21 protein-coding genes are annotated in these 20,805 nt (G+C 53.1%); 6 read left to right on the top strand and 15 right to left on the bottom strand.

From position 1 onward, the window contains the following. Positions 1-5: 5 nt before the first annotated feature. The 14 genes from GZZ87_RS00640 to moaC form a co-directional block, all read right to left on the bottom strand. Positions 6-1,367 (bottom strand): tetratricopeptide repeat protein, encoded by a 1,362-nt coding sequence (locus GZZ87_RS00640; RefSeq protein WP_162027064.1) that lies wholly within the window; start codon positions 1,365-1,367, stop codon positions 6-8. Between the two features lie 24 nt (positions 1,368-1,391). Then, positions 1,392-2,060 carry an energy transducer TonB gene (locus tag GZZ87_RS00635; RefSeq protein ID WP_162027063.1) on the bottom strand — a complete coding sequence of 223 codons (669 nt, stop codon included), beginning with the start codon at positions 2,058-2,060 and terminating at the stop codon, positions 1,392-1,394. 5 nt (positions 2,061-2,065) lie between these two features. Next, on the bottom strand, positions 2,066-2,473 hold the full coding sequence (locus GZZ87_RS00630; protein ID WP_162027062.1) for a biopolymer transporter ExbD: 408 nt from the start codon (positions 2,471-2,473) through the stop codon (positions 2,066-2,068). A 6-nt stretch (positions 2,474-2,479) separates the two neighbouring features. Further along, positions 2,480-3,112 (bottom strand): MotA/TolQ/ExbB proton channel family protein, encoded by a 633-nt coding sequence (locus tag GZZ87_RS00625; RefSeq protein ID WP_162027061.1) that lies wholly within the window; start codon positions 3,110-3,112, stop codon positions 2,480-2,482. 12 nt (positions 3,113-3,124) lie between these two features. Then, complete coding sequence (locus GZZ87_RS00620; protein WP_162027060.1) at positions 3,125-4,516, bottom strand: MotA/TolQ/ExbB proton channel family protein; 1,392 nt, start codon at positions 4,514-4,516, stop codon at positions 3,125-3,127. Further along, positions 4,516-5,280: a DUF3450 family protein gene (locus GZZ87_RS00615; protein WP_162027059.1), complete on the bottom strand. Its 765-nt coding sequence runs from the start codon at positions 5,278-5,280 to the stop codon at positions 4,516-4,518. Before GZZ87_RS00615 ends, GZZ87_RS00620 begins: the two co-directional genes overlap by 1 nt. A 35-nt stretch (positions 5,281-5,315) precedes the next feature. Continuing rightward, positions 5,316-6,377 carry a PepSY-associated TM helix domain-containing protein gene (locus GZZ87_RS00610; protein ID WP_162027058.1) on the bottom strand — a complete coding sequence of 354 codons (1,062 nt, stop codon included), beginning with the start codon at positions 6,375-6,377 and terminating at the stop codon, positions 5,316-5,318. A gap of 138 nt (positions 6,378-6,515) precedes the next feature. Then, positions 6,516-8,603: a TonB-dependent siderophore receptor gene (locus GZZ87_RS00605; RefSeq protein ID WP_162027057.1), complete on the bottom strand. Its 2,088-nt coding sequence runs from the start codon at positions 8,601-8,603 to the stop codon at positions 6,516-6,518. A 185-nt stretch (positions 8,604-8,788) separates the two neighbouring features. Continuing rightward, on the bottom strand, positions 8,789-8,950 hold the full coding sequence (locus tag GZZ87_RS00600) for a hypothetical protein (RefSeq protein ID WP_162051226.1): 162 nt from the start codon (positions 8,948-8,950) through the stop codon (positions 8,789-8,791). Between the two features lie 18 nt (positions 8,951-8,968). Further along, on the bottom strand, positions 8,969-9,430 hold the full coding sequence (locus tag GZZ87_RS00595; protein ID WP_162027055.1) for an MOSC domain-containing protein: 462 nt from the start codon (positions 9,428-9,430) through the stop codon (positions 8,969-8,971). Positions 9,431-9,573: 143 nt separating this feature from the next. Continuing rightward, complete coding sequence (locus GZZ87_RS00590) at positions 9,574-10,059, bottom strand: molybdenum cofactor biosynthesis protein MoaE (RefSeq protein WP_244648160.1); 486 nt, start codon at positions 10,057-10,059, stop codon at positions 9,574-9,576. 77 nt (positions 10,060-10,136) lie between these two features. Continuing rightward, a complete protein-coding gene (locus GZZ87_RS00585; protein WP_162027053.1) occupies positions 10,137-10,376 on the bottom strand; it encodes a MoaD/ThiS family protein in 240 nt (79 codons plus the stop codon). A 71-nt stretch (positions 10,377-10,447) separates the two neighbouring features. Then, positions 10,448-11,035: an NTP transferase domain-containing protein gene (locus tag GZZ87_RS00580; protein WP_162027052.1), complete on the bottom strand. Its 588-nt coding sequence runs from the start codon at positions 11,033-11,035 to the stop codon at positions 10,448-10,450. Continuing rightward, the gene (moaC, locus tag GZZ87_RS00575) at positions 11,032-11,511 is read right to left on the bottom strand and encodes a cyclic pyranopterin monophosphate synthase MoaC (RefSeq protein WP_162027051.1); all 480 of its coding nucleotides are present in this window, start codon (positions 11,509-11,511) and stop codon (positions 11,032-11,034) included. The genes GZZ87_RS00580 and moaC overlap by 4 nt, the downstream gene beginning before the upstream one ends. Positions 11,512-11,666: 155 nt before the next feature. On the opposite strand from moaC, the gene GZZ87_RS00570 reads away from it, so the two are divergent. From GZZ87_RS00570 to GZZ87_RS00545, 6 genes are all read left to right on the top strand, one after another. Further along, positions 11,667-12,344 (top strand): hypothetical protein, encoded by a 678-nt coding sequence (locus GZZ87_RS00570; protein WP_162027050.1) that lies wholly within the window; start codon positions 11,667-11,669, stop codon positions 12,342-12,344. A gap of 178 nt (positions 12,345-12,522) precedes the next feature. Beyond that, positions 12,523-13,164 carry a CerR family C-terminal domain-containing protein gene (locus GZZ87_RS00565; RefSeq protein WP_162027049.1) on the top strand — a complete coding sequence of 214 codons (642 nt, stop codon included), beginning with the start codon at positions 12,523-12,525 and terminating at the stop codon, positions 13,162-13,164. Continuing rightward, positions 13,161-14,546 carry an efflux transporter outer membrane subunit gene (locus tag GZZ87_RS00560; protein WP_162027048.1) on the top strand — a complete coding sequence of 462 codons (1,386 nt, stop codon included), beginning with the start codon at positions 13,161-13,163 and terminating at the stop codon, positions 14,544-14,546. The genes GZZ87_RS00565 and GZZ87_RS00560 overlap by 4 nt, the downstream gene beginning before the upstream one ends. Beyond that, complete coding sequence (locus tag GZZ87_RS00555) at positions 14,543-15,733, top strand: efflux RND transporter periplasmic adaptor subunit (RefSeq protein WP_162027047.1); 1,191 nt, start codon at positions 14,543-14,545, stop codon at positions 15,731-15,733. The genes GZZ87_RS00560 and GZZ87_RS00555 overlap by 4 nt, the downstream gene beginning before the upstream one ends. Positions 15,734-15,752: 19 nt before the next feature. Next, the gene (locus GZZ87_RS00550) at positions 15,753-18,959 is read left to right on the top strand and encodes an efflux RND transporter permease subunit (protein WP_162027046.1); all 3,207 of its coding nucleotides are present in this window, start codon (positions 15,753-15,755) and stop codon (positions 18,957-18,959) included. A 12-nt stretch (positions 18,960-18,971) separates the two neighbouring features. Beyond that, entirely contained in the window at positions 18,972-19,691 is a 720-nt protein-coding gene (locus GZZ87_RS00545) for a hypothetical protein (protein ID WP_162027045.1), read from the top strand. On the opposite strand, the gene GZZ87_RS00540 is transcribed toward GZZ87_RS00545, so the two are convergent. Continuing rightward, the gene (locus tag GZZ87_RS00540) at positions 19,673-20,746 is read right to left on the bottom strand and encodes an alkene reductase (RefSeq protein WP_162027044.1); all 1,074 of its coding nucleotides are present in this window, start codon (positions 20,744-20,746) and stop codon (positions 19,673-19,675) included. The two genes, GZZ87_RS00545 and GZZ87_RS00540, sit on opposite strands and share 19 nt — an antisense overlap. Positions 20,747-20,805 lie beyond the last annotated feature (59 nt).

Raw genomic sequence — 20,805 nt, 5'->3', positions numbered from 1 at the left:
GATTCTTACATCGCGGCCTTAATCGCATCAATGTAACGGCTGATCCGAACGCTGGGCTTCAGGGACTGAGCACTGTAGAGATAGTCCAGTGCGGCCTTGAAATCGTTGCGGTCGACTTCGAGGCGGCCGAGCTGGATGAGTGCGTCGACTTGTGTGTCAGGTAGGGCGCGTGCGCGTTGTAGCTGAAACTCTGCCTCGATGTAATCTTCGCGTGTGTGTGCGATCTCCGCGATCAGTAGCAGGGCTTCGCCGTTGATCGGATTGCGCTCGACGATCTGCTTAAGCAGGTCGAGTGCTTGATCTGCCTGGCCTTGCTGCATGCGAATGTCCGCTTTCGATAAGGCGATTTGTTCGCGCTCCTTGTCTGAGTTGATTGTGATCGTGCTTTCTAGGAGTTGTAGGTAGGCGTCTGCTTCTTCGATTAATCCTCGTGCAATCAGATATTCGAGCGGCCGTAATGCGGATGTGAGGCTGGGCTGATTGGGGGTCTCTAGCGCTGCGAGGTAGTGCTGTTGTGCGAGGCGACTGTTTTCGGTGCGTAGGTATAAATCGCCGAGTAAGAAGTGGCTTTGTGCATTGGCGGCGCCGAGGTCGTTGGCAATTTCTAGGTGTAAGATGGCATCGTCGTGGTTGCCGAGTTGTAATAAGCAGTTTGCCTGTAAGCGCCAATAGTCCGAGGAGGTAGGGTGTGCTTTGATCAGTTCTTCGACGAGTGTGCTGGCTCTGTCTGCCTGTCCTGTTTTGAGTAGGCACTGTGCTTCGCCTCTTTGAAAGTCGATACTATCAGGCTGAAACATGCGTGCCATTTCATAGGCTTTCAGCGCACTGTGATATTTTTCCTGAGAAAGGTAAGTGTAGCCGAGTAAGCCATAGCTTTGCGCATCGCCGCCGCCGAGTGAGATTACCTTGAGCCACGTGCGCAGTGCAGCGTCATGTCTGCTCTGTTGCGCATACAGTAGGCCTAAGGTTCGGTGGGCGCGTCTGAAATCGGGAAATTTATCGATCGCTTTGCTGAGTGACTGTTCGGACTGTGAGAGTTGTCCTGTTTGATACTGTAAGCTGCCGAGCAAAAAGAAAAACGCGGGGTTCGCGTTTGAGCTCATCGACCGGTTTAGTTCCGCAATGGCTGCGCGTGGGTTCGTTTTGATGAGAGGGAACACTTTCTCATAGAGCGGCCGATCGGTGGCTGCCATCGGTGGTTCGATTTCAGAGTGCACACCGTAGTTCGCCATGAAGCGATCTTTGTAACTCGGGCTGTTCGGACCTGTGTCACTCAGCACGAATGGGGCGCTCTGTGCAAATGCCAGCTGCGTGCAAAGGCCGAAGCATATGAGGATGGGGCGTATATATTGTAACAAGGTGTTCATTTCTGGAAGTGCTGATATTCTAATTTAGTTATCTAAAACAATCGGGAAGCGGCCACGGACGGTTTGTGGCTGGCCATTTACCTTTGGTGGAGTGAAGCGTGCGCTTCTGACAATTTGTCTCGCGGTGGCCTCTAGCTCTGGGTGGGAAGCGGTGATGATGCGCAGTAGTTTTGCGGATCCATTGGGCAAAATGTCGATCTCGACGATGACTTTCCCGCGCTTCACACCTCTACGTGTGAGTGAGGTCGGGAATCGGAAGCTCGGCGTATTGATGAGTCGTGGTGCTTCAGCCAAATCCTCGAAGCTAAACAGTTGCTCGATATCTTCAAATAACTCGTTGGTTGAGAGCGCACTGTTGATCGGAGCGCCCATTGCGAGGGCATCTCCATTGCCTGGGCTGATATCGATGTCGAGTGGTTGTATCTCGATGGGCGCAGCCTTGGGAGCGATCTCTGGATTGGGTTGTGGCTGTTCCTTTGGCGGAGTGGGCTCCGGCGGTGGAGGTGTTTCAGAGCGTGGGGGCTTGCCTATCGTCATTTCTCTGACGATTACGTCGGGCTGTGTCGGGGTATCTAGCAACTGTGTCAACGGAATGATCCAAAACAGGCCAGCAGTGAGAATACAGGCGCCAGCGAAGCTCAGCGGGCGTGCCCACTTAAATTGCTGCTTCGGAAAATCGTGTGACGTTTGCATCAGAGTTATCCGTCTGTAGTGGCGAGGTTGATACGCTCGGCACCTGCTTTGAGTGCCTCGTCATGCACTTCAGTGTAGAGCTCCATGGAGACTGTTTCGTCCACTTGGAGAATGACGGGCATCATCTTGCCTTTGATTAAACGCTGCACCGTGCCTCGCACGCCAGCGACGCCGATTTCGTTGCCGCCATAGACGACGTTGCCTTCTGCGGTGATGGCGATGAGGATCGAGTTTTTCTCAAGCATTTGCGAGGACGCAGCTTTGGGGCGTCTGACCTCGACGCCGGTTTCTTCAACGAAGACGGTGGTGACGATAAAGAAAATAAGGAGGATGAATACGATATCGATCAATGGAGAGACATTGATCTCTTGCTGATTCGATTCAGTTGCGTAAATGAGGCGTCGGCGTTTCATAGCAATTTAAAGAGCTGGGTGTTGTTTCGGAATCGGGCAGTCCGAGCGTAGCGCCAAGCGTGTGTTGAAGCGCTCTAGGCGTGTGATCGCCAGTTCGAGTGTGCGGCGGCGGTGTATGATGAGAGACAGAATGACGATGGCTGGAATCGAGATGATGAGGCCTGTCTGTGTGGTAATCAGTGCTTCGGAGATCCCATTGACGATGCCGTCAAAGCGGTTGCCGTCGGCGACGATCATTCCATCAAAGGTCGAGAGCATCCCAGAAACTGTTCCGAGCAGGCCAATGAGCGGGCCGGTGGCGATGACGAGTCCGAGGAATTTAATGCGTCGATCAATGAAGGGCAGATACTCCGCACGCACGGCGGTGAAGTGTCGCTGCACATCTTCAGCAGTCAGTGATTCGTAGCGGATGAGTTTTCGAGCGAGGACGACGTCAGGATTCTTCGATCGGGCGATTGCGTTGCCATCCATGGCATGCACTTTGCCGCGAAGTAAGTAGTGAAAGTGCACATTGAAAAACAAGTTCAGTGCGGAGCCATAGATGAACAGCGTGACTAGTAAAAGCGGCAGCATGAGCCAGCCGCCGCTGACCCATATCTGTATGGCTGATTCTAGCCCGGTATCGCCTGAGGAATTCATTGTGCTGTGTGGCTATTTAATTTTCTGACGCGAGAGACCGTTGACGAAGGTCACGGACATTTTCTCTAGGTGCGCCATGGTGCCTGTGACTTTGCGCGAGAGTAGGGCGTGCATGACGAGTGCGGGAATTGCCAAGATTAAGCCTAGCTCTGTGGTGATGAGTGCCTCAGAAATGCCTGAAATCAACGGAGCAGGATCACCCGCACCAAATACTGTCATGAGGCGGAAGGTTTTAATGATACCAGTCACCGTGCCGAGGAGTCCGAGCAAGGGCGCAGCCGCGGCAGTGACAGCGATGAGGTTGAGGAAGCGCTCGAGTTTTGGATGAATCGTGAGCATTGCCTCATACATCACCTCTTCGACCATCTCTACGGATTCATTGGAATGCTCGATTGCGGCCGATAGGATTTGGCGTGCCGGCTGTGGCTGCGCTTCGGCGATCGCCAGGGCTTCGTCTTGTTTATTGGCGCGTAGCTTCGCGATGATATCATGGATGACCAAGGGCTGCGGATGGCGGATGGTCATGATCTGGATGCCTTTGTAAATCGAAACAATCGTAGCGATGAAGGCGAAGGCGAGGATCGGGTAAACCCAGATGCCACCTTTGACTAGGTGCTCTTGTATGCTGTCTTTCGTTGCCTCGATCGCGAGGGCTGCACCATGTGTGTAGTCCATGGCTAAGGTGCCGACCTTGTTATTGGCGACTGCCTGTATGTCGCTGGACTGACGTTTGTCGAGTGGCAGCACTTCGGCGTTGTTGTGATTGCTAGAACTGACCAAACCAGCGGTCGGTGTTTGATCGGAGGCAAAATAGAGCAGCGGGCCTACCTCCAAAAAGGTGCCAGTCTCGAAGGTGCTGCTGGGGGTAAGTGCTTTACCCGCATAGGCATGGCCGCCGAGTGCCTCGTTGAGCTCAGGGAGTGAGGCTTTGATCAAGGCGAGGCTTTGCTGTAGCTTTTCGAGCTCAGTGGTATTGATGTTTTCGATCTCTAGGTTGTAGCTGCGGATCTGTTCGCCGAAGTGTTGGCGTTGCCCCATGCTCAGGCTCGCGTCGATGTCTGCGATGTGGCTGGGGATTAAGGTGCGAGTGATGTAATCGATCGATCGCTGCCGATGCTGCACTTTCTCGCGTAGCGAGCTGAGCTCTAAGTCTTGATTGTCTTTGAGGCCTTGAACTTTGGCGACTTCGCTTTCGAGTTCACTGACTTGTGCGTCGAGCGACTGAAGCTTTTGAGCGAGTGGTAGGCGTTCGTTGTGGATGGTTTCGCGTAGCTGTCTGAGGTCTTGGAGGGATGCTTCCAATTTGGCCTCACGCGCTTGAGCGACTTGCTCGATGGATACTGCATGCGCTGTGAGTAGCGGGCATAGCAGAGCGATGAGTGTGATGCGTCTTAGGTATTTCATTACAGTGTGCCTCCCTTGATCTGTATTGGAAGGTCGATGAGTTGCGGAGTGCTCGCAGTCGCTTCGATTTGTTGGATGCTATCTTGTATTGCGTTGCTCAGTTCGGGTGCAGAGTGCCATGTCCAACCGTTCGCGCTGGGCAGTCCGTATCCTGCGTCGCTGGGTGCGATGTAATATGCCTGGCCGAGTCCGACCCAGATGGTGCGCACGGCGACTTCGTTGTCTGAGTTGGGCAGTGCGCGTATGGTTTGGTGGATGGCTACCTGCTCGTCGAATTCTCGTATCTGAGTTAGAATCGCGGTGATGGTTTGTGTGCGCTCGTTGAGGCTCGTAGACAGTGTTGAGTCGCCATCGGGAAGTCGTTTCAACTCGGTGGCCAACTCGTCTTTTAGCGGATCGGGGAGCCGTGGTAGGAGTTCGCGTATCGCTTGCTCTGCGTGCTTCAGGAAGGCATCGACTGCGCTCGTGTATTCAGCGATCTCAGCGTCTTGTTCGATCAGACTGCGGCGCTCTTCTTGGGCGAGGCTGTTGAATGTTTCGTGTGCTTTGACTTGCTGCTCTAGCGTGGCAACACGTTTCTCTGCGATCGTGATCATGTCGAGCAAGAGGGTCTTGTCGGCTTGCCAGTCGAGTGCTTCGCGTGAGATGGCTTGTTCGGTTTGCACCCAGTCGCTGACGGATGTGCGTGCGCTATCGACGCTGTCAGCATGGACAACCGCTGAGGCGATTCCGATGGAGATGAGTAATGTGGTCAAGTGATGCATGAGACTTGATATGAAGTGTGAATGTGTCGGGAGGACTATTTGCGTTTGCGCCAAATAAAGAAGCCGCTGAGGGCGAGGAATCCGGGCGCGGAGCCTAGCACGCACCATAGGATACGTGTGAATAGACCGCCGAAGGTGCCGAAGTGGAGTGGGGTGAAGGTGTCGTAAATTTGCGTGAGAATCGGGGCATCGTTGATGCGCTGATGATCCATGTAGGCACCTGTGTCTGCGTCGAAACTGATCGTGCTATGGTAGGGACTTCTTAAGGAGCTTTGGTTGGTGAATTCACCATAGTATCTGATCGGCACTCCGGCCTCCCATGGGAGGCTGAGGTAGCGAAGCGCGAAGTCTGGTATGTAGGTGCGGCATTGTTCGGCCATGGAGTCGAACGATAGTTCCGCGTTGTAGAAGTGGTGACGGGCAGGGGGCACTTCATCGTGGTGATCGTGCGTAAACTCTTCTGCGATATGTAGCAGATTCCATACTGCACCAGTGAGTCCTAAAATTAGAAAGACCGGTGCGGACAGCACGCCGACACGTTTGTGTAGGTTGCCTGTGAGCGCACGAGCGCTGCTTTTCCAGCGAAAGGTGAAAAAGTTTTTCCAGAATTTTCGATAGAGGAAGCACCCGCTAACGCCGAGTGCACAGAGGAGCAGGGCGATGATTCCGCAGACGAGAATGCCGGTGTGCCCCGCGAGCAAGGTATAGTGTAACTCCAAGATCCAACCCATGATCTCAGCATCGGTTGCCTTCGGTTCGCCTAAGACCTCACCGGTATATGGGTTTTGAAAGACATAGTGCCAATCCGCGGTGTTGTGCGGGACGACATAGACGAAGTCGGCTCGGTCGGCGATGTCGTAAAATGCGATGCCAGCCGTTTCGTGGCCGGGGTGGGCTTCTTCGAGCTTCTGCAGTCGAAGCTCGAGCGGTGCTTTTCCTGATTGTAGTGGCTCCACCAATACACGTTCTGGTGCGATGAGGGCATTGATCTCGTCTTTGAATACGAGGAGGCTGCCTGTGAATGCGATGATTATCAACGGTATGCCTGCTAGGAGTCCTAGCCATGAGTGGATTTTCCAAATGGTTTTGGTTTTCATTTTGTTGATCTTAGGTGGTCTCTTTGCTGATTAAGGCAGAAAATCCGCAAGGGTATGAGTCGAGCGCTTGGCTCAACCCATACGCCTTGCGGGCTGGCTGACTAAATAATCGGTCGTTTTGGTTCGGGACGTCGTTTTTTAGAAACTGTAGTTCATGCTGATCTCGGCATTGCGCTCTGCGCCGTAGAAAGCCTGTGTCCAGTAGAGGCTGCTGTAGTATTTCTCATCGGTTAAGTTGTTGATGTTCACTTGCGCGCTCCAGTGCTCGTTGAACTGATACTTCGCCATGAGGTCGACGATGGTGTAGTCGTCTTGTGTGATGCCACCGCCCTTAGTCTCGCTTTGCCAGCGTGCTGCTGCACCGACGGTTAACTTCGTATTGGGAATCAGGTAGGTGGTGGAGACCTTGAAGAGGTTTTTCGGCGTGTAGAGCTTCGCAAAGTCGTCATCATCATCGCGGATCTCTTGGTATGTGTAACCTGCGAGGACTCTGAATCCTGGGAAGAGTTCGCCAGCGACTTCGAATTCGATGCCTTCACTGGTGAGGCCGGGCACTGCTTCGTAGTAAGTCATGCCACCATTCATGCCTGCGGCTTCGGCGACGTTGTCTTGCTCAATGTGGAAAATTGCGAGACTAGCGTATGCCTTGTTTTCAAAGAAGTTGGCCTTGATACCTGCCTCGTAAGCTTCGCCATCGATTGGGTCGAGTGTGCTACCCTTGATATCCGTTTCAGATTGTGGTGTGAAGATTTCGGTGTAGCTGGCGTAGGCGGTGAAGGTTTCGTTGATGTCGTAGAGGACACCAGCATAGGGAACGAATTCGCTGTCGTAAGATTGATCTTTGTTACCCTTTGCCCCGTATGAGTAACCATCGGTGTCACCCCAAACGACGCGGGCGCCGAGTATGACTTTGAGCGGATCCGCTAGGTTGAGACGCGTGGCGCCATAGACACTGGTTTCTTCGTAGGTGTAGTTGCTGCCGGCCGTGGCTGCGTCGAATGACGGCTTTGGATATTTGCCTTTCCAGTCTTCGAGTGGCACGGAGATTGGCGTGCCGATCCCTTGTCCGTAGTCAGACTTTTCGTGTAGTGTCGATTCGCTATAACTGAAGCCTGCAGTGACTTCGTGTGCACGGTCGAACAAATCTACGAGACCATTTACTTGTAAATTGGTGAGCAGTTGACGCTCTGTCGACTCATATGCACTCGGGAATGCGAAGAGTCCAAGACCTGTGGCTTGATCGGGAGAACCATACATGTAGAACAGTTCAGAGTCTCCTTTGGCTTCGATATAGGAGACCTCCGCTTGTGCTGTCCATGTGTCGCTCAGAATTTGATCGATGCGTAGGAAACTGTTGTTGATGTGCTTGTCCCAGTAGGACCACTCTGCTGCTGTGGTCGTGTCGACATCGTAGTCTGTCGGGTTACCATTTGAGTATGTGACGGGCAATGCGCCCCAGAGCGGGCTGTCTGAATTTGTTTCTTCGTAGCTATGCCCGATGGTCAGCATCGTTTGATCGGACAAATCCATTTCGACGACGCCATAGAGGACGATGTTTTCCTTGGAGTAGAGGTCGATGTAGGAGTCGCCGTCTTGGTAGGATGTGACAAAGCGTCCGCGAACTGTGCCTTCGTCGTTGAGTGCGCCACTGACATCGCCTTGCAAGCGGACGGTGTCCCACGATCCGTAGGCAACATCGATTGAGCCTTGCAGGTCAGCGGTTGGGCGCTTGCGAATGAGATTGATCGTCGCAGAGGGATTTCCGGTTCCCGCGCCGAGTCCATTGGCTCCGCGGAGCACTTGGATTTCTTCGTAGAGGACACTGTTGAATGTGCCTTGGATATTGCCAGAGGTGAGCGGGAGACCTAGGCCGTTAATTTGAAAGTTCGTGATGTCGAACCCACGTGCGGTGAAGTAGGTGCGATCGGTTTCAACTGCCTCGACTGAAATACCAGGCGTGTAGTCGAGCACGTCATTGATATCGGTCAGTGCGAAGGCATCCATCTGTTCGCGTGAGATCACAGTGATCGATTGCGGTGTCTCGAGGATGTTCAGGTCGAGCCCTGTGCCGATTTCGACAGGTGCTTCCGCATAGGTTTCAGCTGCCTCTTCGGAGCTGCTTTGAAGTGTCGTTTCTTCAATTTCGACATACTCGGCGTCAGTCAAGGCTTCCGCAGAGAGTGATAGTGATGCGGTCGCTGAGGCCACAAATAGTAAGGAGTGCATTCGGTTCATGGGAGAATGCGAAATCAGATGCGAAGGTATCCGTCAAGTGATATTGAGACTCGGTCTCACTGGAAGGGCGTGAGACTTGAGTATTGCTCACTAATGAAACTGAGTCTCAATATCCTATTAAGCGACTGCACTTCAGTCGTTTACCATTGTTGGCGATGTGTCCGGATCTCGGTTGATTAATTAGTCATATTTTTTTTGAAAAAAACTGATAAATTAATGAGATAAGTGACGTGCACTGTCGGTTTGCCGTAGGCGACTTGCTTTAGCCAGTCGCCCGCGTCGGAGTTGCGGTTGCCGTCGGTTGCAGTCGGTCCGCCAGCTACATTCGGCAGGCTCATGTCAGGCAAGTCAGCGGACTACTCCACGCGCAGCTCGCCATCATTCAAGATACGTGCGCGCAGGCCTCCGTGGCCTTGCAAATAGTCTTCGGCTCCGGGGGCGATGGCTTCGTCCATCCAGTAGCAGGGGCGGCATTCTTCGACGCCTTCGAATTCGATGCCTTGCACTTTGAAGCGTAGGCCGATCAACGTGTTTAAATCCACGCCGGTGGTGAGCACGTTGCGGCGAAACAGGGCGGGGTCTAAGTCGGGCAAGTTGCACTGTGTGCGGATGCGGTCATAGACTTCCCAATCAAAGAAAGTGATCTGCCCCTTAAAGTCTTCTTCATGGTCGAGGTAGCGGTCGTTGAGGATACCGCGCCCTGCGAGGCACTCGACTGACTCCACTTTTTTGATACCATGATCGAGTCGGCCTTTGCCGTGACGACCGACGAAGTCGTGGCCGCTGGAAATGTAGAGGGCTTTGATTTCTATATTCATCGATTGAGATCTGGAGTCGGGTGATTTTTTGCCACAAAGAGGCACGAAAATTTAGTCAGCATGCGCTAGAGCGCATGAGTTTGTTGTGTTTAAGTTTTTGTGAATATTTGTGCCTCTTCGTGGCTAACTATGTGCACTGCATTTTAGTAATGATGATGCTCGTGCGGTTCATCGTGATCATGGTGCTCAAGGTTTTTCGGGTCGGTGCAGCCGCAGTGGTTACTTTCGATCCAGGCTTCGGTGCCGTCGGTATAGACTTCCTTCTTCCAGATCGGTAGGCGGTGCTTGACGTTGTCGATGATGTAGCGGGCGGCTAGAAAGGTGTCGCCACGGTGGTGTGCGGTCACGCCGACCCAGACGGCAATATCGCCAGTAGTGAGTGCGCCGAAACGATGCACGATGGCGGCGTCTTCGATGTGAAACTTTGCTTTGGCCTCATCGATGATTGTTAGAGCGATGCCATCTGCAAGCTCCGCATAGCCGTGGTAGTGGAGCGCGGCGACAGCTTTGCCCTCGTTGTGATCGCGCACCCAGCCTTCATAGCTGCAGTAGCCGCCGGCTGAAAGTGATAGGAGTTCTTTACGCAGCTCCATCGGATTGATGGGTGTGTCGGTTAGTTTAAATTTCATGGTAGGTGATACAGACATTCCTGTCTGTTGTATTCGTCTTGGACAGTCAGACAGCAATGTCAAGTGACTCACTTAAATCACCCGCCAGTCATTGGCGGCAGAAAGGCAATCGTGTCGCCGTCCTTAAGCTCGGTTTCGTGGGCCGATAGGTGGTGGTTGATTGCCACTTGTAGCTGTGTGAACTCGTGCGGGAAGTTGTAGGCGGCGCTGACTTCGGTGTAAAGCGCGGCGGGTGAACTGTCGGTGAGTTCACGCGTTTCTTCGCTTTTTCCAGCGAGGTCGGCGAGTTGGGCGAAATAGATGACTTTGATTTGCATGAGTGAGGATTGTAGCAGCGACACTCTTGTCGCTTTATTTCAGTTTGAAGGAAAGCGGCTGGAAGCCGCTTCTACTGTGTGAGCTCCTTAAATTCTTCGGCAGTGTTGATGTTATCGAGGCTGCGTGGGTCGTCTTGCTCAACGAGGGCGGCTTCTTTGATGATCAGTAATTTGCGGGGGCAGGATTTGCCGAGCTCTTGCGCGAGTGCGAGGAGTCCTGCGTCGCTGCCTGCCGGATAGATCGCACAAAGCGGTTCGGGGAGCCCGTCATGGCTGCTGCGGTAGGCGGTCAACTCTGCGCTCGGTGCTGCGCGAAATTCGGCGATCAGTTTATCCAGTGCGGCAGTTGTCAGGTTGGGCAGGTCGCAGGCTAGAACGAGCCAGTGGGCGTCGGGGTGTGCGTGCATCGCTGAGAGGATGCCCCGCAGTGGGCCGCGGGCGTCTTCGACACTGTCAAAGATCGCTTCGGTGCCTGCGGGCGTGGGGAAGGGCTGCTCCTCGCGTTGCGAGATGAAGACGCGTGGGCACACGGTTTGCAGAAGTGCGGCGGTGTGTTCGAGTTGTGTCGTTTTGCCGTCGTAGCTGAGCAGTGCTTTGTCACTGCCCATGCGGCGACTTTCACCGCCGACGAGGAGGAGGCCGTAGATTGCTTGGTTCATGATTGTGAGAGTGTGTAGTCGCTCTTGCCGCCGGTTTTTTTAACGAGGCGAGTCTCTTCGATCACGATGTCTTTCGAGACGGCCTTGCACATGTCGTAGATCGTCAGTGCGGCCACGCTGGCAGCGGTCAGGGCTTCCATTTCGATCCCGGTCTGGTCGAGCACTTTGACGAAGGCTTCGATTCTGAGACGGGAGTCATCGACGGGCTCGATTTTAATTTTGATGGATTTCAGGTTGAGCGGGTGGCAAAACGGGATGAGCTCGGAGGTCTTTTTTGCGGCCATGGTGCCAGCGATGACCGCAGTATCGAGAATGGGGCCTTTCTTACAGCTCCAACCTGCTTCGGTTAAAGCACTCATGATTTCTGGGCCGAGGTTGACGAAGCTTTCTGCGATGGCGGTGCGCTCCGTTACGTTTTTTTCAGAAACGTCGACCATGGTCGGGCGTTGGTCCTTATCGATATGTGTAAATTCCATGTGTGCGGCAATATGAGGGATTCTCCTTTCGGGACACAATCTTAAGTCTGTCGGGTGGGGTGAAAAACCTAATTGTGGTAAATAAGTCAGAAAAATGAGCGGGTTTCTGCATTGATGTATCGACGGTGCTTGAATTGCCCCTTTATTGTAACGGCATGAATGACGGAGTGGTGCGCTATATTTTTCAAGTCAAGGATCGAGAGGTGGTCTTTGACGTTGAGACAGAGCCGCATGACCTCGAGTCGAGCGAGGCATTTCCAGATTGGGCTCGGTTGGAGCATCGGCAGTGCGCGTGTTGCCCTCTGAGCACGGCTGATTGTAAATATTGCCCAGTGGCCACCAGGATGCATGGCTTGCTAGATGCCTTTCCTAATGATGCTTCGACCGAGCGTGTGCAAGTCACTGTCGAGGCTGCGGCACGCAAATACAGTAATGACTGCGATTTACAGGTTGGGATCAATTCGTTGATGGGCTTGATGATGGCGACCAGTGGGTGCCCGGTGCTAAAGGAGTTGGGGGCAATGGCGAGTTTTCATATCCCGTTTTGTTCAACGCGTGAGACATTGCACCGGACGGTGGGCTCGTATTTGACGAAGCAGTATTTTGTGCAGCTAGAGGGCGGTGAGCCGGACTGGGAGCTGACCCATTTGAAAGAGCTTTACGAGGTGCTGGAGGGGCTGAATCAAGATTTCTCGAAGCGAATTAAGGATTCAAGTTGTGGTGACGCGGTTTCGAATGCTGTGATCATGTTTTTCGCGACTTCTGTCGTGGTGGCATCGTCGCTGGATCAGCAGCTTCAGCAGCATCAGGCTTTTTTGACGAACCGGAAGTAGCGGTAGGGGAGTTCAGTAGAAGCGGCTTCCAGCCGCTTTTTCTTTGAACAGGGCAAAGCGGCAAGATGCCGCTTCTACTGTAAGGTTCTGCGTGAAATTGTGGGCGATTTATTCTCTCTGGAAAATAATTGAAACAAAAGATTTAAATGCGCGTTTAAATTGTGTAATTGAATCTGTAATGGCACCTTTGAATCAAACGAATACCCGCACGCGCTTATTGGAAGCGGCGATGGCGCTCTTTGCGGAGCGTGGGTTCGAGCAAACCACCGTAGCGGCGATTTCGACGCAGGCAGAGGCCAACGTGGCGGCGGTGAATTATCATTTCGGGGATAAGCAGTCGCTTTACCGTGAGTCGCTGCGCGCAGCGTATAATCTGGCGAATCAAACGTATCCGGTCGCGCTGCCTTCCGATGCGGATGCGTCCCCAGAGCAACGACTACGGCAGCATATACATGCGATGATCTCGCAGATTTTTTGCCCGACGCAGCCTGGGTATTTGTGCCGCATGGTTGCAAAGGAGTTCGCAGAGCCCACCTTCGCCGTCGATATGATTTTTTCAGAGCTCATCAGCCAAAACCGTGCGCACATGTGGAGCGCCATTTCGGGCTTGCTTGGGCCAAATGCTTCCGAGCAACGCATGCACCTCGCGATGGTCAGTGTGGTGGCACAATTCCAATTTTATAATTTCAACCGGTTGATCCGCGAGATTGGTCGACGCGCGCCTCTCACTCTGCCGGAATCAGATGTGATTGCTGAGCACATCTATCAATTTTCATTAGCAGGAATAAAAGGTATGTTGGAGGACTCAACAAACGCATGAGACCGATTTCAAAATTCAGAGGCATCGTTAGCCTGAGCCCGTTGCTCGTCTTGGTCGGTTGTTACACCGCCCCGCAGCGTGAGGCCGTAGAGCTGCAAACCTTGCCCGGGCAGTATAGCAGCACGACGAAAAACACTGCGGTGGCACCCGATGCAGTGTGGTGGACGAGTTTTAACCGCGATGATTTGGATGCACTCGAAGCAACTGCCTTTACGGATAATTTGGATATTGCTCAAGCATGGGCGCGACTCCGGCAATCCGAAGCGGCGGCCAAACAAGCGGGTGCAGATCTCTATCCGGATCTTAGCGTGACTTCTGGCTATGATCGGACGTGGCTCAACGAGGGAGATACGGCATCGAATAATTATGAGGTCGGTGCGGCGATGAGCTATGAAGTCGACTTGTGGGGCAAGATTCGCTCCACACAAAGTGCCGCGGAGGCGCGTGCACTCGCAACCGCCGATGACTTAAAAAGCACCGCGCTGACGATTTCTGCAAGTGTCGCGAGTCGGTGGATTGAGATCATCGAGGCCGAGAATCGTGTCGCGCTGTTGCAGCAACAATTGGAAACGAATTTGACGCAGTTAGAATTGATCGAGCTGCGCTTCCGAAACTCACAGTCCAACTCACTGGATGTGTATCAGGCACGTCAAACAGTCGCTCGCACGCGCTCTAGTATTCCCAAAGCAGAAGCGGAGTTATTTGCCTCTGTCTATGCGCTGAACTTACTGTTGGGCAATGCCGCTACAGAACCACAGGAGATCAACTGGCAACACGCGCCTGAGCTTCCGCCGATGCCATCGACCGGTGTGCCGAGCGATTTACTACAACAACGTCCCGACGTGCGCGCATCGCTCCGACGTATCGAAGCGGCAGATTGGAATGTTGCGGCTGCAAAGGCAGATCGTTTGCCGAGTGTGACACTCGGACTGAGTGGTTCGACGGGGGCGGATCGTTTTGAAGATTTATTTGATGATTGGCTCGCACGCTTTGCGGGGCAAATCGTAGCGCCGGTGCTAGATGGCGGACGTCGCAAACTGGAAGTCGAAAAACAACAGGCAGTCGTGGATGAAGCGCTGGCTGGATATCGTCAAACAGTGCTGACCGCGCTCAAGGAAGTGGAAGATGCGCTGATGCTCGAAGACAAGGTTGCGGATCAACTCGAAGCATTGCGTAACGAGCTGGCACTTGCTCGACAAACACTGTCCGCCGCGCGTAACCGCTACGCCAACGGACTTTCCGATTATTTAAATGTTACTTCTTCGTTGATCTCAGTGCAGTCACTCGAGCGCGACGAAATCACCCAAATTGCCAATCTATTTAAAGCCCGAATCGCTCTACACAAAGCACTCGGCGGTCAACTTCCTGAATTCTCACTATGAAGTCTAAATTCTTAATATTTGTATTGTTTATCGTAGTCGTCGGAGCCGGAGTGGTGGGCATGAAAGTGCTCAAGGCGACTGGCCCTGAAGCGAAGAAACGCCAGCCCAAAGTCATGCAAGTCCTGGTCGATGCCATGCCGATTGAGCAATCCGATGCAGGTGTGCGGATCGAAGGTATGGGGCTCGTGGTAGCCGCGCGAGAAGTCACATTAAAGGCTCAGGTCAGTGGGCGTGTGCTTGAGATCGCCCCAGGTTTATTAGAAGGACTACATGTCGATGCGGGCACAGTGCTCGCGCAGATCGAGGGGGATGACTACGAGTTGAAATTGGAGCAAGCTGCAAGCACTTTGGAGCTACGCAGCGCCGAATTGGACTTGGAGATGGGCTTTCAACGAGTCGCAACTCGCGAGTGGGAGCTACTTGGCGACTCAGACGATGTCATGGCGGAGAGTTCATCACTAGCATTACGTGAGCCGCAGTTGAAACAAGCCAAGGCGATGGAGCGTAGCGCGCAGTCGGCGCTTGACCAAGCGAAGCTCGACTTGTCGCGCACCGAGATTGTTGCACCGTTTAATGCACTGGTGCTTTCCAAGTCGGTGGAAGTCGGCTCGATGGCAGGGATGGGGGGCGAGGTGGCTCAGCTGGTTTCAACAGATGCCTTTCATGTGCGCGTGTCAGTGCCAGTGAGTAAGCTATCGGTGCTAGAGATTCCTGGAGCGGAGGCGATCGTGAGTATTGACGGCGCGGATACACCATTGCCCGGTCGTGTCATTAGTCTCCTAGGTGACCTGGATCCTGATGGTCGTATGGCACGTGTGCTAGTTGAAGTGAAAGATCCTCTCGGTCTAGAGTCAGAGAATGATGAACGCCCGAAGCTGTTACTCGGTTCGTATGTTGCGGTCGAGTTGGTCGGCCACGAATTGCCTGGTTCCGTTACGATTCCGCGAAATACTTTGCACAATGGGGACAATGTCTGGGTCGTTGGCGAAGGATCGAAACTGGAGATTCGTCCAGTCTCAGTTATCTGGAAAAACCGTGATACAGTTGTGGTTGGTTCGGGGGTAAATGTTGGGGAGCGGCTAATTACATCGCCGCTGAGTTTTGCTGCAGATGGCATGGCCGTCTCGGTGATAGGCGACGCGGCGCCGCAGGGGAAGAAGAAGGGGCCTGCCTCCGCTGCGAAATAACCAGTAACTAACAACTGCTATGAATACTGAAAAATCTTCAACGAGCTCCTTCCATAGACAGAAGGGCTCGATCGCATGGATGGCAGGCCACTCGGTGACTGCGAATCTATTGATGTTGGTGCTGGTCGTGGGTGGCCTGATCATTGGAATGCAGACGACTAAGGAGATGTTTCCTGCGTCGGATCCAGATGTAATTAGTATATCTGTTAGCTATCCAGGCGCTTCGCCCGAAGAGGTGGAAGAGGGCATTGTCTTGCCCATTGAAGAGGCGATCCAAACTTTAGATGGTATTGAAGAAGTGGTCTCTAATGCGCGTGAGGGCAGCGGTAGTGTCAGCGCCGAAGTGGCCGCAGGTGAAGATATACAGCAACTCTACGCGGATATTAAGAATGAGATCGACCGCATTCGCACCTTTCCCGATGAGGCTGAAGAGCCGAAGGTTCGTATCGCTAGTTATAAGCGTGATGTGCTGGATCTGGTGATTTACGGTTCGCACGATGAGTGGACTTTGCGCGATGCGGCAGAGGTGATTCGTGACCGAATTTTGCAGAGCAAAGAGATTACACAGGTCGAGTTAGTTGGTGTGCGTGACTATGAAGTCACCATTGAGGTGGATCGGCAAACGCTACGTCAATATGGATTAACATTAAGCCAAGTCGCCGCGCGTGTGCGTAACGCTGCAGTGGATTTACCCGGTGGTGGCGTGAAGACGTCTGGCGGTGAAATTCTCGTGCGTGTGACTGAGAAGCGTGATTGGGCATCTGAGTTTGAGAGTATTCCAATCATTACCAACTCGGATGGATCACGTGTCTATTTGGGTGACATCGCGACAGTGATCGACGGTTTTGAAGAGTCGGATCGCTATGCACGTTATGGTCGCTTTGTAGAAGGTGCGGGCGGAGAGACGACGATCGACATTCAAAACGCGTTGAAAATCGATGTTTTCCGTGTCGGTGACCAGACGCCAGGGAAGGTCTCCGCTGCTGTCGAAGAAGCACTTGAGGAGCTCAATGAGACACTGCCAGCAACCATTCATGCCGAGATCATGAACAACAAGGCGGACATGTTTCAGGATCGTGCGAATTTGCTGATGCGCAATGCCGGTTACGGTTTAGTGCTCGTGCTTTGTGTGCTCGGCTTATTTCTAGAGGCGCGCTTGGCGTTCTGGGTGATGCTGGGTATTCCGATCTCATTCCTCGGCGCGTTCTGGATTATGCCGCTTTTCGGCGCGTCCATTAACATGATTAGTATGTTCGCATTCCTGATTACCTTGGGGATTGTGGTGGATGATGCGATTGTCGTCGGCGAGAATATCTACAGCTGGCACCAGAAGGGATTACCGTTTCATGAAGCAGCGATTGCTGGCACGAAGGAAGTGGCGATGCCTGTTACCTTTAGTGTGTTGACTAATATTGTGGCCTTCATGCCGCTAATGTTTGTGCCCGGCATGATGGGCAAGTTCTTTGTCGCGATCCCAATTGTGGTCATCTCGGTGTTCGCCATCTCATTGATTGAGTCATTGTATATCTTACCGGCTCACCTGTCACATCAGAAAGACATTCACCCTTCTGGTATCGGCGGTCGTTTACACGCGTTCCAACAGCGTTTTAGTCGTTGGTTTACGGGCATGGTGAACAATAAGTATGGGCCGTTTATTGGGCGCTTACTGAATGCTCGTTATTTGGTGGTTGCAGTCGGTATCGCAGTGCTGCTGATCACACTCGGCTATGTGCAAAGTGGCCGCATTCGTGTGATTCAGATCGAGCGCCCGGATTCGGACTATGCGTATGCCTCTGCTCGTTTGCCGATTGGTTCACCGATTGCTGATACCGAAGTGGTCGCTCTAAGAATGGCTAAAGCCGCTCAAAAGACCGTCGCCGAAAATGGTGGGCTAAAACAGGCGGAAGGGGTGTTTGTTAATATGGGGAATGGTGGTAGCCATAATTTCGATATGCGCGTTTATTTGACCGCACCTGAAATTCGCCCCGTTGATACTGCGAGTTTCACTTCGAAATGGCGTCAAGCACTTGGGCCAGTTGCAGGTGTGGATACGCTCAATTTTCAAGCAGACCGTGGTGGGCCTGGCGGAGGCCGAAAGGGACTCACGCTGCAGCTGAGTCATCGAGATGTGGATACATTGGATGCCGCCAGCCTTGCCTTGGCGGATCGCTTGCGGCTGTTTTCGCAGATTAAGGATATTGATGATGGTGTGCAGCCAGGTAAGCAGCAATTTGACTTTACGGTGAAGCCTGCAGCGCAAGCACTTGGTTTAGATGCACGCAGCATTGCTCTGCAGATTCGACATAGCTTTTATGGTGCTGAGGCATTACGTCAGCTCCGTGGCCGTAACGAAGTGAAGACGATGGTGCGCCTGCCCGTTGAGGAGCGTGCATCGATCTATGATATTGAGAATCTAGTTTTGATGACTCCGCAGGGTGGAGAGATTCCGATCCTCGATGCAGTGGAAGTGAAACGCGGGCGTGCGTTTACTGGAATCGAGCGTAACAATGGAAGACGTGTGATTGAGGTGTCCGCAGAGACGGAAGACTCTGGCGATGTTGGACCGATTATGACGGATTTATCCGCCACAGTGATGCCGCAACTGATGCAGGAGTTTCCTGGGCTTACATGGAAGTTCGAGGGGCGGCAGGCGGATATGGCCGAGAGTATGAGTTCCTTGATCATGGGGCTGCTAATGGCGCTCTTTTGTATTTTCGCGCTGCTGGCCATTCCGTTTAACAATTACTACCAGCCGCTGGTCATTATGTGTTGTATACCATTTGGCTTAGTCGGTGCAGTGTTTGGACATATAATCATGGGCTACAACCTGAGTCTGATGAGCTTGTTTGGTATCGTTGCGCTTTCGGGTGTGGTGGTGAATGATTCGCTCGTGCTCATCGATTTCGCAAATCGCCGCCAACGCGAAGAAGGGAAGTCGCCGAGTGAGGCCGTTCAGTTGGCGGGGGTGGCGCGTTTTCGTGCGATCATTTTGACGACGCTCACCACCTTCGGCGGCCTAGCTCCGATGATTTTAGAAACGTCACGCCAAGCCCGCTTCATGATTCCTATGGCGATCTCGCTCGGCTTCGGTATTTTGTTTGCGACCATCGTGGTGCTGATCTTGGTGCCATGCTTCTATGTGATTTTGGAGGATATTATGGATCTGTTCCGTAGTGAGCCTCGCAAGCGCTTAGCAGATGATTCGGCTCATATCACCGAACTCTGATTCGAAGTCGCCGTGTCTAACGAACATAGAACTCCACTCGCTTACTTAGTAAAGGTCATCACTCCGACCTTGCAGGCTTTGCGTGCCTATTGGCCAGCGATCCTACTGATCCAAGGCATCTCTCTTTGCCTGGTATTAAGCTACTATTGGATTCCATCGACACAGGCAGTCTTCGGTCGTATCGCTGAGCTCAAGGTAGAGCTGGGGATCACCTTTGCGGCTGTGACTACCGCCTTTAGTGGATGCGTGTTTCCTGAACTGTTGAAGCGGAAGTTCCGTCCCAAAGGCAGCCCAGCACCTAGCTTCGGAGAACTCGTCCATCAGTTCATGATGTGGGCGATTGTTGGCATGCTAGTCGATCGCTTTTATACCTTGCAGAGCATGGTGTTTGGTCATGGCAACGACGTCACAACGCTGGTGATCAAGGTGGTGATGGATCAACTTGTATTTACGCCACTCCTCTGTGTGCCTTTTATTACGCTTTGGTTTCTAGTTCGCGAAACGAATTACAGTCCCTCGCGGTTTTGTGCATCCGTGAGCTTGCCTGTGCTTCGAGATCGAGTGCTCCCGATCTGGGCGACCTCTCTTAGCTTTTGGCCAATCATGCTGTTAATCGTCTATTCGCTGCCTGCTGCCTTACAGTTTCCACTCTTTCTGCTCGGCAACTCTGCTTTTAGTATATTGATGATTTTTATCATCCGCCATCAATCAGATCAATCCGCTGCTGGGTAATCTGTGTAACCTTTGACGCCGCCGCTATAGAAGCTGTCACTGTCGATTTCATTGAGCGCAAGGCCTTCTTTGAATTTCCGAACCAGATCGGGGTTCGCTATAAACTGCTGCCCCCAGGCACAAGCGTCGGCGATTCCCTTGTTGATCAGCTCGGCGGCAGCTTCTGGGCTGAGTTGTTGATTGGCGATGAAAGGGCCTTGGAAGATCGCTTTCAGTTTCGTGCCGACCATGCCTTCCGTCTGCTGGCCGCGGGCAAAGATAAAGGCGATACCGCGTGCGCGCATCGCTTCCGATATATAACCAAAAGTGGCTTCAGGGGCGGAGTCACCCATATCGTGTGCATCACAGTCGGGTGCAATGTGTAGACCGACATGGTCAGCGCCCCAAACAGAGATCGCAGCATCGACCACTTCGAGCGTCAGACGTGCGCGGTTTTCGAGTGAGCCACCGTAGCTGTCGTTGCGTTGGTTGGTGGAGTCTTGCAGGAATTGATCGAGCAAATAGCCATTGGCGCCGTGGATTTCCACGCCGTCAAAGCCGGCGGCTTTGGCATTTTCAGCGCCTTTACGGTAGGCTTCAATGATGGCGGGTATTTCGTCGAGCTCCAGTGCGCGTGGCGTGACAAAGGGTTTGATCGGGCGCACGAGGCTCGGGTGGCCTGCAGGTGCAATCGCGCTGGGTGCCACGGGCAGTTTGCCGTCGAGATACATCGGATCAGAAATGCGCCCAACGTGCCAAAGCTGCAAAAGGATACGGCCGCCTTTGGCATGCACCGCTTCGGTTACTAGTTTCCAACCAGCAACTTGCTCGTCCGACCAAATGCCAGGCGTGTCGGGATAGCCGACGCCCATCGGGTCGACCGAAGTCGCTTCGGAAAGTATGAGTCCTGCACTCGCGCGTTGCGCGTAGTATTCAGCCATCAGTGCATTGGGCACGCGGCCTTCACTGGCACGGCAACGCGTGAGCGGTGCCATCACCATACGGTTTGGCAAATCCCATGCACCGATTTGGACGGGAGTGTGAAGGGGCGAAGACGTGGTTGATGATGTTGTCATGTGCAATTGGAGTCTTGGAGGGCGCGTTTTATTTCAAATGAATTTGAAGGGATGTGGCA

The sequence above is a fragment of the Lentimonas sp. CC4 genome, from assembly GCF_902728235.1.
GTDB lineage: Bacteria > Verrucomicrobiota > Verrucomicrobiia > Opitutales > Coraliomargaritaceae > Lentimonas.
The sequence above is the reverse complement of the archived record's forward strand: the minus strand, read 5'-3'. Positions and strand labels throughout refer to the sequence as shown.

Excerpts from the sequence above, each read along its gene's own strand:
- GZZ87_RS00640 (WP_162027064.1), bottom strand. The coding sequence starts at position 1,367 with ATGAACACCTTGTTACAATATATACGCCCCATCCTCATATGCTTCGGC.
- GZZ87_RS00635 (WP_162027063.1), bottom strand. The coding sequence starts at position 2,060 with ATGCAAACGTCACACGATTTTCCGAAGCAGCAATTTAAGTGGGCACGC.
- GZZ87_RS00630 (WP_162027062.1), bottom strand. The coding sequence starts at position 2,473 with ATGAAACGCCGACGCCTCATTTACGCAACTGAATCGAATCAGCAAGAG.
- GZZ87_RS00625 (WP_162027061.1), bottom strand. The coding sequence starts at position 3,112 with ATGAATTCCTCAGGCGATACCGGGCTAGAATCAGCCATACAGATATGG.
- GZZ87_RS00620 (WP_162027060.1), bottom strand. The coding sequence starts at position 4,516 with ATGAAATACCTAAGACGCATCACACTCATCGCTCTGCTATGCCCGCTA.
- GZZ87_RS00615 (WP_162027059.1), bottom strand. The coding sequence starts at position 5,280 with ATGCATCACTTGACCACATTACTCATCTCCATCGGAATCGCCTCAGCG.
- GZZ87_RS00610 (WP_162027058.1), bottom strand. The coding sequence starts at position 6,377 with ATGAAAACCAAAACCATTTGGAAAATCCACTCATGGCTAGGACTCCTA.
- GZZ87_RS00605 (WP_162027057.1), bottom strand. The coding sequence starts at position 8,603 with ATGCACTCCTTACTATTTGTGGCCTCAGCGACCGCATCACTATCACTC.
- GZZ87_RS00600 (WP_162051226.1), bottom strand. The coding sequence starts at position 8,950 with ATGAGCCTGCCGAATGTAGCTGGCGGACCGACTGCAACCGACGGCAAC.
- GZZ87_RS00595 (WP_162027055.1), bottom strand. The coding sequence starts at position 9,430 with ATGAATATAGAAATCAAAGCCCTCTACATTTCCAGCGGCCACGACTTC.
- GZZ87_RS00590 (WP_244648160.1), bottom strand. The coding sequence starts at position 10,059 with ATGAAATTTAAACTAACCGACACACCCATCAATCCGATGGAGCTGCGT.
- GZZ87_RS00585 (WP_162027053.1), bottom strand. The coding sequence starts at position 10,376 with ATGCAAATCAAAGTCATCTATTTCGCCCAACTCGCCGACCTCGCTGGA.
- GZZ87_RS00580 (WP_162027052.1), bottom strand. The coding sequence starts at position 11,035 with ATGAACCAAGCAATCTACGGCCTCCTCCTCGTCGGCGGTGAAAGTCGC.
- moaC (WP_162027051.1), bottom strand. The coding sequence starts at position 11,511 with ATGGAATTTACACATATCGATAAGGACCAACGCCCGACCATGGTCGAC.
- GZZ87_RS00570 (WP_162027050.1), top strand. The coding sequence starts at position 11,667 with ATGAATGACGGAGTGGTGCGCTATATTTTTCAAGTCAAGGATCGAGAG.
- GZZ87_RS00565 (WP_162027049.1), top strand. The coding sequence starts at position 12,523 with ATGGCACCTTTGAATCAAACGAATACCCGCACGCGCTTATTGGAAGCG.
- GZZ87_RS00560 (WP_162027048.1), top strand. The coding sequence starts at position 13,161 with ATGAGACCGATTTCAAAATTCAGAGGCATCGTTAGCCTGAGCCCGTTG.
- GZZ87_RS00555 (WP_162027047.1), top strand. The coding sequence starts at position 14,543 with ATGAAGTCTAAATTCTTAATATTTGTATTGTTTATCGTAGTCGTCGGA.
- GZZ87_RS00550 (WP_162027046.1), top strand. The coding sequence starts at position 15,753 with ATGAATACTGAAAAATCTTCAACGAGCTCCTTCCATAGACAGAAGGGC.
- GZZ87_RS00540 (WP_162027044.1), bottom strand. The coding sequence starts at position 20,746 with ATGACAACATCATCAACCACGTCTTCGCCCCTTCACACTCCCGTCCAA.